Annotated in this window: 12 protein-coding genes and 3 pseudogenes; 14 read left to right on the top strand and 1 reads right to left on the bottom strand. The window is 50.1% G+C overall.

Features of this window, described 5'->3' with window-relative positions:
• The first annotated feature begins 15 nt into the window (after nucleotides 1-15).
• From AC075L_RS14395 to AC075L_RS14345, 11 genes and pseudogenes are all read left to right on the top strand, one after another.
• Nucleotides 16-414 (top strand): plasmid mobilization protein, encoded by a 399-nt coding sequence (locus AC075L_RS14395; protein WP_002569238.1) that lies wholly within the window; start codon nucleotides 16-18, stop codon nucleotides 412-414.
• Nucleotides 386-2010: pseudogene (locus tag AC075L_RS14390) on the top strand (relaxase/mobilization nuclease domain-containing protein). Before AC075L_RS14395 ends, AC075L_RS14390 begins: the two are co-directional and overlap by 29 nt.
• A 184-nt stretch (nucleotides 2011-2194) precedes the next feature.
• On the top strand, nucleotides 2195-2407 hold the full coding sequence (locus tag AC075L_RS14385; RefSeq protein WP_117515828.1) for a hypothetical protein: 213 nt from the start codon (nucleotides 2195-2197) through the stop codon (nucleotides 2405-2407).
• On the top strand, nucleotides 2397-3146 hold the full coding sequence (locus AC075L_RS14380) for a phage replisome organizer N-terminal domain-containing protein (protein WP_119209911.1): 750 nt from the start codon (nucleotides 2397-2399) through the stop codon (nucleotides 3144-3146). The genes AC075L_RS14385 and AC075L_RS14380 overlap by 11 nt, the downstream gene beginning before the upstream one ends.
• Nucleotides 3143-3979: an ATP-binding protein gene (locus AC075L_RS14375; RefSeq protein ID WP_476387834.1), complete on the top strand. Its 837-nt coding sequence runs from the start codon at nucleotides 3143-3145 to the stop codon at nucleotides 3977-3979. The genes AC075L_RS14380 and AC075L_RS14375 overlap by 4 nt, the downstream gene beginning before the upstream one ends.
• 14 nt (nucleotides 3980-3993) lie before the next feature.
• On the top strand, nucleotides 3994-4182 hold the full coding sequence (locus AC075L_RS14370) for a transposon-encoded TnpW family protein (protein WP_002569233.1): 189 nt from the start codon (nucleotides 3994-3996) through the stop codon (nucleotides 4180-4182).
• 111 nt (nucleotides 4183-4293) lie between these two features.
• Entirely contained in the window at nucleotides 4294-5904 is a 1611-nt protein-coding gene (locus AC075L_RS14365; protein ID WP_002569232.1) for a recombinase family protein, read from the top strand.
• A 21-nt stretch (nucleotides 5905-5925) separates the two neighbouring features.
• Nucleotides 5926-6024: pseudogene (locus tag AC075L_RS14360) on the top strand (Maff2 family mobile element protein); the annotation flags it as partial.
• 163 nt (nucleotides 6025-6187) lie between these two features.
• Nucleotides 6188-6460 (top strand): helix-turn-helix domain-containing protein, encoded by a 273-nt coding sequence (locus AC075L_RS14355; RefSeq protein WP_118049620.1) that lies wholly within the window; start codon nucleotides 6188-6190, stop codon nucleotides 6458-6460.
• Complete coding sequence (locus AC075L_RS14350; protein WP_118049619.1) at nucleotides 6420-6797, top strand: TnpV protein; 378 nt, start codon at nucleotides 6420-6422, stop codon at nucleotides 6795-6797. Before AC075L_RS14355 ends, AC075L_RS14350 begins: the two co-directional genes overlap by 41 nt.
• Before the next feature lie 29 nt (nucleotides 6798-6826).
• Nucleotides 6827-7789 carry a DUF3658 domain-containing protein gene (locus AC075L_RS14345; RefSeq protein WP_005927687.1) on the top strand — a complete coding sequence of 321 codons (963 nt, stop codon included), beginning with the start codon at nucleotides 6827-6829 and terminating at the stop codon, nucleotides 7787-7789.
• 61 nt (nucleotides 7790-7850) lie between these two features.
• On the opposite strand, the pseudogene AC075L_RS14340 reads toward AC075L_RS14345, so the two are convergent.
• Nucleotides 7851-8659 (bottom strand): annotated as a pseudogene (locus AC075L_RS14340) (helix-turn-helix domain-containing protein).
• A 483-nt stretch (nucleotides 8660-9142) separates the two neighbouring features.
• Between AC075L_RS14340 and AC075L_RS14335 the strand changes: the two are divergent.
• From AC075L_RS14335 to AC075L_RS14325, 3 genes are read left to right on the top strand one after another with little or no spacing between them, the layout of a single operon-like run.
• Nucleotides 9143-9331: a hypothetical protein gene (locus AC075L_RS14335; protein ID WP_005927683.1), complete on the top strand. Its 189-nt coding sequence runs from the start codon at nucleotides 9143-9145 to the stop codon at nucleotides 9329-9331.
• The gene (locus tag AC075L_RS14330) at nucleotides 9328-9669 is read left to right on the top strand and encodes a DeoR family transcriptional regulator (RefSeq protein WP_097786107.1); all 342 of its coding nucleotides are present in this window, start codon (nucleotides 9328-9330) and stop codon (nucleotides 9667-9669) included. Before AC075L_RS14335 ends, AC075L_RS14330 begins: the two co-directional genes overlap by 4 nt.
• Complete coding sequence (locus tag AC075L_RS14325; protein ID WP_002594808.1) at nucleotides 9662-9958, top strand: DUF3847 domain-containing protein; 297 nt, start codon at nucleotides 9662-9664, stop codon at nucleotides 9956-9958. The genes AC075L_RS14330 and AC075L_RS14325 overlap by 8 nt, the downstream gene beginning before the upstream one ends.
• Nucleotides 9959-10175: the final 217 nt, after the last annotated feature.

The following is a 10175-nucleotide window of genomic DNA, read 5'->3' as shown; positions in this document are numbered from 1 at the left end:
AAAGGAGGTTTTACCATGCGAAAACGATACAACACGCCGCACCGCAGCCGGGTAGTCAAAACACGCATGACCGAGGAAGAATACGCCGAGTTTGCAGAAAGGCTTTCTGCCTACAACATGAGCCAAGCCGAGTTTATCCGGCAAGCCATAACCGGGGCAGCCATACGCCCCATCATAACCGTTTCCCCCGTCAATGACGAGCTGCTTGCCGCTGTTGGGAAGCTGACCGCCGAATACGGCAGGATCGGCGGCAACTTAAACCAGATAGCCCGGACGCTGAACGAGTGGCACAGCCCCTATCCGCAGCTTGCCGGGGAGGTACGGGCGGCGGTTTCCGACCTTGCTGCCCTAAAGTTTGAAGTCTTGCAGAAAGTGGGTGACGCTGTTGGCAACATTCAAACATATCAGCTCTAAAAACGCCGACTATGGCGCAGCGGAAGCCTATCTCACATTTGAGCATGACGAGTTTACCATGAAAGCCCACCCTTGATGAAAACGGGCGGCTGATACCGAGGGAGGATTACCGCATTTCTTCCCTCAACTGCGGGGGCGAGGATTTCGCTGTTGCCTGTATGCGAGCCAATCTCCGCTATGAGAAAAACCAAAAACGGGAAGATGTGAAAAGCCACCACTATATCATCAGCTTTGACCCACGGGACGGGACAGACAACGGCTTGACCACAGACCGGGCGCAGGAACTGGGCGAACAGTTCTGCAAGGCAGCATTTCCCCGGACACCAAGCCCTAATCTGCACCCACCCGGACGGGCATAACCACAGCGGGAATATCCATGTGCATATCGTCATCAACTCCCTGCGGATTTACGAAGTCCCGCTTCTGCCCTACATGGACAGACCAGCCGACACAAGGGAGGGCTGCAAGCACCGCTGTACCAATGCCGCTATGGAATATTTCAAGAGTGAAGTCATGGAGATGTGCCACCGGGAGGGGCTTTACCAAATCGACCTCTTGAACGGCAGCAAGGAACGGATAACCGAACGGGAATACTGGGCGGCAAAGAAAGGGCAGCTTGCCCTTGATAAAGAGAACGCCGCCAGAGAAGCCGCCGGACAGCCGACCAAGCCCACCAAGTTTGAAACGGACAAGGCGAAGCTGCGCCGGACGATACGGCAGGCACTTTCCCAAGCTGCCAGCTTTGACGAGTTTTCTTCCCTTTTGCTGCGGGAGGGTGTGACCGTCAAGGAGAGCCGGGGGCGGCTTTCCTACCTCACGCCGGACAGGACGAAGCCTATCACAGCCCGGAAGCTGGGGGACGATTTTGACAAGGCTGCTGTCCTTGCCCTGCTTACGCAGAACGCCCACAGAGCCGCCGAACAGACCAAAGCCATACCCGAATACCCTGCCGCAGTTAAAAAGCCGTCACAAGGGGAAAAAACCGCAAAAACCACCCCGGCAGACAACACCTTGCAGCGCATGGTTGACCGGGAAGCCAAACGAGCCGAGGGCAAAGGCGTGGGCTATGACCGTTGGGCGGCAAAGCACAACCTAAAGCAGATGGCGGCTACCGTTACCGCCTATCAGCAGTACGGCTTTTCTTCCCCGGAGGAACTGGACGAAGCCTGTTCTGCCGCCTATGCCGCCATGCAGGAAAGCCTTACAGAGCTGAAGCAGGTGGAAAAGACGCTGAACGGAAAAAAGGAACTGCAACGGCAGGTGCTTGCCTATTCCAAGACCCACCCTGTCCGGGACGGGCTGAAACAGCAGAAAAACGCCAAAGCAAAAGCAGCCTACCGACAGAAGCACGAAAGCGACTTTATCATAGCAGACGCAGCCGCCCGCTATTTCAAAGAAAACGGCATTTCCAAGCTGCCAAGCTATAAAGCCCTGCAAGCAGAGATTGAAAGCCTTATCAAAGAGAAAAACAGCGGCTACAACGATTACCGGGCAAAACGGGAGGAATACCGCCGCTTACAGACGGTCAAGGGCAATATCGACCAGATTTTACGCCGGGAGCGCAAGCCTGTGAAAAGGCAGGAACAGGAGCGATAAAAACCACCCCAAAATGTACCCGAACCCATACAGAACAAGGGGGCTGCCCCGTACCCTATCGCAAATACCAAAGGATTTTTTAACGGGCTTATAGGGCAGAAAAACCCCGAAAATGATACCGAGATGATACAGAATTACCGCCGATACCGCCACACCAGCGGAAACGGCAGAAAGGAGCGCACCCATGCCAAGAATGAGCAAGAAACGGCGGCTGGAATGGTCTTTTTTCCTGCGGCAAGTGAAAGTCGGGAATTCCACCTGCGACCGTATCACATACAACGACCTCTGCCGGGGCTGTACCCATAGCTGCAAGCAGAGCTTCCGGGCGATTATCATACTCTGCCCCCGCTACTACTCCAAACGCCGGAAAAAGGAGGACAGGGACAATGGCAGATAACCGCAAGTATTACTACCTCAAGCTGAAAGAGAACTTTTTTGACAGCGACTCCATTGTGCTGCTGGAAGATATGAAAGACGGGATTTTATATTCCAATATCCTCTTGAAGCTGTACTTAAAATCGCTGAAAAACGGCGGGAAGTTGCAGCTTGACGAGCATATCCCCTACACAGCACAGATGATAGCGACACTGACCCGCCACCAGATAGGGACGGTTGAGAGGGCTTTAGAGATTTTCCGGCAGTTGGGGCTTGTGGAGCAGCTTGACAGCGGGACTTTTTATATGACCGACATTGAACTGATGATAGGACAGTCCTCTACCGAAGCCGAGCGAAAACGGGCTGCAAGGCTGGAAAACAAGGCACTTTTACCGCCCCGGACAAAAGGCGGACATTTGTCCGACATTCGTCCACCAGAGAAAGAGATAGAGTTAGAGAAAGAGATAGAGATAGAAAAAGAGAGAGAGGGAGAAACGGGACACCCCGCCCCCGCCGCTTATGGCAGATACAACAATGTGATACTGACCGATACAGAGCTTTCCGGGCTGAAAACAGAGCTGCCCGACAAGTGGGAGTATTATATTGACCGGCTTTCCTGCCATATCGCTTCCACTGGGAAGCAGTACCACAGCCATGCAGCCACCATTTACAAGTGGGCGCAGGAAGACGCTGCCAAAGGCAAGGCTGCCCCGAAACAGGGCATACCCGATTATTCATGCAAGGAGGGCGAGAGCTTATGAAAAACGAGATTGAAGCTATGATTACGGACATTACAGCCACTACCGCCGAAGCGGAGGACTACACAGGCGAGGACGGGCTTTTATACTGCGGCAAGTGCCATACGCCCAAAGAAGCCTACTTTGCAGAGGGAAAGACCTGTTTCGGGCGTGACCGCCACCCAACAGACTGCGACTGCCAGCGAGCAGCCCGTGAAAAGCAGCAAGCCGCCGAAAGCCGACAGAAGCACCTTGAAAAAGTGGAGGACTTGAAACGCCGGGGCTTTACCGACCCTGCTATGCGGAACTGGACATTTGAGCATGACAACGGCAGAAACCCACAGACCGAAACCGCCCGCTTTTATGTGGAGAGCTGGGAAACCATGCAGGCTGAAAATATCGGCTACCTGTTTTGGGGAGGCGTGGGGACGGGAAAAAGCTACCTTGCCGCCTGTATCGCCAACGCCCTTATGGAGCAGGAAGTCCCGGTGTGCATGACAAACTTTGCAACGATACTGGGTGACCTTGCCGCCAGCTTTGAGGGCAGGAACGAATATATTTCCCGCCTTTGCAGCTACCCCCTGCTGATACTTGATGATTTTGGTATGGAGCGAGGGACAGAATACGGGCTGGAACAGGTTTACAGCGTGATTGACAGCCGTTACCGAAGCGGCAAGCCGCTGATCGCCACGACCAACCTCACGCTGGAGGAATTGCAGCACCCGCAGGACACGCCCCACGCCCGTATCTATGACAGGCTGACTTCCATGTGCGCCCCCGTCCGCTTCACGGGCAGCAACTTCCGAAAGGAAACCGCACAGGAAAAGCTGGAACGCTTAAAGCAACTGATGAAGTAGCGAAAGGAGAGCCTATGACAGAAACGAAACAGACAAGCACCACCAAAACAGACCGCCGCCCGGACTGTGTGACGGAAATCCGCATGGGCAACTCCGTCCTTACCGTTTCCGGCTTCTTCAAGCAGGGCGCAACCGACACCGCAGCCGACAAGATGATGAAAGTGCTGGAAGCGGAAGCTGCTACACAAAAAACGGCGATTTGACCGACCATAAAGAAGCAGATTTGACGCTTTTGCCGCTATACAGACAGCCGCCCCATGTGGTACAATCAAGGTACGGAATAGTGGGGCTGGCTGTCGGAAACGGAGGATTTTATGTTAAGACAGACCAACCAACAACCAATTACCGCCCTTTACCCAAGACTATCCCATGAGGACGAGCTGCAAGGCGAAAGCAATTCCATTTCCAATCAGAAGCGTATCCTTGAAACCTATGCAAAGCAGAACGGCTTTTCCAATCTGCGCTGGTACACGGACGACGGTTATTCTGGTGCGAACTTTCAAAGACCCGGTTTTCAAGCCATGCTTGCGGACATTGAAGCCGGAAAAGTCGGGACAGTTATCGTAAAGGATATGTCGAGGTTAGGGCGAAACTACCTGCAAGTGGGAATGTACACGGAAATGATTTTCCCACAGAAAGGTGTCCGCTTCATCGCTATCAATGATGGAGTGGACAGCGCACAGGGCGACAATGACTTTGCCCCGCTGCGGAATATCTTTAACGAATGGCTGGTGAGAGATACGAGCAAGAAAATCAAAGCAGTAAAACGCTCAAAAGGCATGAATGGCAAGCCCATCACAAGCAAGCCTGTGTATGGCTACCTCATGGACGAGGATGAAAATTTCATTATTGACGAGGAAGCTGCACCCGTAGTCAAGCAGATATACAACCTCTGTCTTGCCGGGAATGGTCCGACCAAGATAGCCCGTATGCTCACAGAGCAGCAAATCCCCACGCCGGGAACGCTTGAATACCGCAGGACGGGCAGCACCCGCCGCTACCACCCCGGCTATGAGTGCAAGTGGGCGACCAATACCGTAGTGCATATCCTTGAAAACCGGGAATACACAGGCTGTCTGGTAAATTTCAAGACAGAAAAACTTTCTTACAAAGTCAAGCACAGTGTAGAAAATCCCCCGGAAAAGCAAGTGATTTTCGAGAACCACCACGAGCCTATCATAGACACCCAAACATGGGAACGGGTGCAGGAGCTTCGCAAACAGCGCAAACGCCCAAACCGCTATGATGAAGTGGGTTTGTTCTCCGGCATACTGTTCTGTGCGGACTGCGGCAGCGTGATGTATCAGCAGCGATACCAGACGGACAAGCGCAAGCAGGACTGTTATATCTGCGGCAACTACAAGAAACGCACCCATGACTGTACGGCGCACTTTATCCGCACCGACCTCTTGACCGCTGGTGTACTCTCCAATCTGCGGAAAGTGACCAGCTATGCGGCAAAGCATGAAGCCCGGTTTATGAAACTCTTGATTGAGCAGAACGAGGACGGGGGCAAACGCAGGAACGCCGCCAAGAAAAAGGAACTGGAAGCCTCCGAGAAACGCATAGCCGAGTTATCCGCTATCTTCAAGCGGCTGTATGAGGACAGCGTGACCGGGCGCATATCAGACGAGCGTTTCACAGAGCTGTCGGCAGACTATGAAGCAGAACAACGGGAGCTGAAAGAAAGAGCCGCTGCTATCCAAGCGGAGCTTTCCAAAGCACAGGAAGCCACCGTGAACGCAGAAAAGTTTATGAATGTTGTTCGGCGGCATACCAGCTTTGAAGAACTTACCCCTACTCTGTTGCGGGAGTTTGTAGAGAAAATCGTTGTGCATGAGTGCAGCTATGACGAGAACAAGACCCGTAGGCAGGACATTGAGATTTATTATTCTTTTGTTGGCAAGGTGGACTTGCCCGAATAACCGCCCGACCTGTCCGACACAATGCGCAAGTGCCGGATAGGAACGGCAAAATTTTTTACACTTCTATTACTTCTCTATCGCACATCAGTAAAATCTCAGGGCATGAAGCAGTTCATGGCTAATTAGTTGGAACAAAAAACGAAAGGAAAAGCACAATCCAGACGGTATCAGCGGCAGGCTACAAGAATAAATTGTGATTTCACAAGATTGGTGCTATAATAAGAGAAAAGTTCCTGCCGGGGCAGCCGCCCCGGTGGTATAGATAGAAAGGCAGGAAAACAATATGCACATCAGCTATAAGCCACTCTGGCACACACTGTTAGAGCGTGATATGAGAAAAGAGGATTTAAGGCTTGCCGCTGGTATGACAACAAATATGATTGCCAACATGAGCAAAGAGGGAAAGCACATCAGCATGGATACATTAGCCCGTATCTGCGAAACGCTGAATTGTGAGATTACCGATGTGATTGAGTTAGTACCAGACGAGCCTGCTTCCACAGGAGGTAAGGAACATGAGCGAATTGAAACCAAGAATAACGGAAAACAGAATTGATTATATCCTTGTCGGAGATTATTACATCCCGGACTTGAAACTGCCGGAGGAACACCGCCCTATCGGAAAGTACGGACGGATGCACCGGGAATATTTAAGGGAAGTCCACCCAGCCAGATTGAATACATTGATACTGACCGGGGAATTGTGGACATATCTTGCAGACCTGAACGAACAGGCACAGGAACGGTTAGACACCATCATGGAGCAGATGAAAACTGCCGAGGGCGTAACCGAGGAATTGAAGCGTACCCACCAAATGGAATGGGTGCAGCGTTGCAATAACATTCATAACCGGGCAGAAGAAATTGTTTTGCATGAGATGATTTATTCATAACGGGAGCAATTAAATCGGAGGTATATAAGATGATTGAAATTGTATTTGGTGAAAGTGCCTGTGGAAGTTTGAAAATTGCCCAAACTTACGGCAAGGGAAAGTATAGAGGAAGTGCTGTTTCAATATTTATGAGGCATGAAGACGGGAGTGTTCCATCTTCAGATGAAATGAAAAAAGCACAGCTTCAAGCACAGGAACAAGAACGCATTGCTTGGGAGAATGCTATTCCATTGGGAGGCAAGAGCTGTGATGTTTATTGTTTTGATATGGCTCTTAGTGTGGGAGATATTTCTGATAATGGAATTGGCGAACAGCGGAAAAATGTTTTCAAGAAAATGCTGTCTGTCTGCTTTGTAGAGGATTTAGATTATCAGGTTGAAGAAAAAATACAGAAAATTAAAACTACATTGACCTCAGTGATTGAACGATATGTAGCTGGGGAAGAAATTCGCATTTGGTATAGCTATAATCCAGATGAGCTTTGTGGTATGTATTGGCTTATGAAACAACTTCAACCCTTAAACTGCCAGACAACAATTTATTTGGTTAAGTTACCTACATGGGAATATGGAAAAGAAAATACTATGACATCCAAAATAGCATGGGGCGAGGTCTCTCCTGGCGAATGGGGAAACTATATAACTCTACAAGAGAAAGCTAATCCTGTATTTCTTTCAGCTTGTGCTATGAAATGGAATCAACTTCAAAATGAAAATGCACCTTTGCGTGCAATGTTAAATGGTAAATTGCAAAGCGTTTCAGAAGATATATATGATAGTTTCATTCTTCGTGAAATTGCGGAACAGCCAGAGCAATTCAAAATGGCTATTGTCATAGGTAATGTTTTAGGAAAATATCAACTTGGAATTAGTGATGTATGGATTTCCAATCGCATTGATAAAATGCTTGAAGATGGTGTGTTGGAAATTATACAGGACGCACCAAAGGGAGAAACAAATTATCGCCGAATATTAAGAAAACGAATGAAGTAATAACCACAGCACAAACCGCTGCTACATGGAATCCAACAAACCATGCAACAGCGGTTTTCCTTTACCGTTTTTTCCTCTGGTTGATAGGCGTTCCCGTTTTCTTTGATTTTTGGAGAATCCGAATAAGCCAGCGAAATTCTTCATCTGACAGATTTTTATAGTTGATACCGAGCTGCTTGCAGTAAAGGACTAGCCAGTTTTTCCATCACGGCTGCCCTTGAAATTTTCGACCGCTTCCAGATTTTCTTTCAGTTCATCGGCAACGGTGGTCTGGGGCGCACTCTCGCTGTCCTTTTTGTGGGTTTCCCGAATATCCCGGATAATCAGGTTGAGGTCATCCAGAACCATGTGGCTGAAATATTCATCATCACTGATATGGGCGGCTTGCAGCACTTTCAAATGCGGGTCATCTTCGCCGGGGCGATACCGTTCAATGATTTCATGCCGGACAGTATCGACAAGGGTGTTGAGGTTTTGAATCTGCATGGTGGCAATCCCATCCACATAAATCTCAATGTCCGCAAGAAACTTGATAAAGTCCTTATGGGTGGCAAGTTCGCAGAGCAGACGGTTGTTGATCCGACCGCTTTTCAGAAGTGCAACCATTTCATCGTTCAAATGCAGCTCCGTCAGTGGCGTGTTGATCTGCTCCCTGTTCTCTGTCCGGCACAGCAGATAATCGACGGAAACCCCATAGAAGTCTGCCAGCGTGATAAGGTTGCCATGATTGATTTCCTTATAATCCTCTTTTTCATAACTGCCAAGGGCTGATTTAGAAATGCCCGTCAGCTTTGATAGTTCTTCCAGATTTAAGCCTTTGTCCTTGCGGAGTTCCCAAAGGCGTTCCTGTATGCTTGTTGCTCCTTTCATGGGCACACGCTCCTTTCCAGCGGTTTCATTGCTGCCGCTTATCTGGATTATATCACACTTTCCGTAATCGTGGAAATTTCTGATTTTTACCCTTAATTCCTACTTTGTGGACATACGGCACAGGGCACAAAAATGTTCTATGATACAGGTAGTTCATCGATGGATTATTCCAATCGAATGACCAGCCTGTGTGGGATATGCTTCCCCGGCGATGTAGCGCCATGAATTTTGGCAGGGATATGGAGGAACCCTGACCAAAACGAGCGTACCAAAGGGAGCGATACGCCGCTGTGAGATTCAGGGGAGGAACGACACCGGGGAGAACTGGCGAACTGACACCGAAATGATACCGAAACACGACAATCTGATAGGGGGACAGTCTACCCTATCGCTGATACTTCGGGAGATTTTAAGCGGCTCTATGGCTGTAATTTTACCGAAAATCGCCCCGAAACCATACACTAAAACGGGAGGAAGCGCAATATGCCGAGAATGAGCAAAAAGAGGAAGTATGAGCTTTCCTTTTACCTCAATGACCGGGGGCGTGTCACTTACAACGAATTATGCCGGAAATGCCAGCATGGGTGCAAGCAGAGCTTCCGGGCGGTTGTGATTGACTGCCCCTGTTATTTATCCAAACGAGCAAAGAAAAAGGAGGAACACACAGAATGAATTTTGAATTTATGACGATAGACACACCATTGCCGCCCTGTATGCCATTTCCCAGAGCGTTGACAGGATTTCCAGTCAGCAGCACCGCAAAGGTCATGTACTGCCGGATGCTGGACGCTATGCTCTCCAAAGGGCAGGAGGACGAGAACGGAATCCTCTTTGTCTGCTTCCCTGTCACAGCCATTGCCGCAGTCCTGTCCCGCAGCTCCATGACGGTCAAGCGTTCTCTGAATGAACTGGAAACCGCCGGACTTATCATGCGGGTGCGTCAGGGCGTGGGAGAACCAAACCGGATTTATGTGCTGATACCGGGAAAGGAGGACGCTGCCCTTGCCTGATACCTCAAAGCTGGAAAAACTCAACCGGGAGCTGGAGAAAAGCGAAAAGAAACTGCGGAAAGCCATCAATGATGAAAAGGCATTGCAGCACCAGTTGAAGCAGCTTACCCGAAAGGAACGGACGCACCGGCTCTGTACCCGTGGCGGTATGCTGGAAAGTTTTCTGCAAGAGCCGGAACGCCTGACAGATGATGATGTCATGCTGTTGTTGAAACTCATTTTTCACAGGCAGGACACGCAGGAACTATTGAAAAAACTGCTGGAACGGGAGAAGCCGGAAACCCCTTAGTTTACTAAGGGCGCAATTATACACCACCCAGAGGTTGGTGCATTGCGTTCTCCGAAGGCTCCTCGCCGGAGGGCTGTGATTTTCCGCAGTCATGGTCTGCTCCAAATCATACAGGGGACGCTACGCTTCCCCTGCGCTGGCTGTCGCCAGCTACCCTTTTGTGGACTTGCCGCCCGGAAACACCTTGCGCTGCAAGCTGTTCCCGTCCAGCAAGTTT

It is taken from the genome of Blautia sp. ZXY-1-B12 (assembly GCF_056339915.1).
This window is presented reverse-complemented; position numbering and strand designations above follow the sequence as displayed.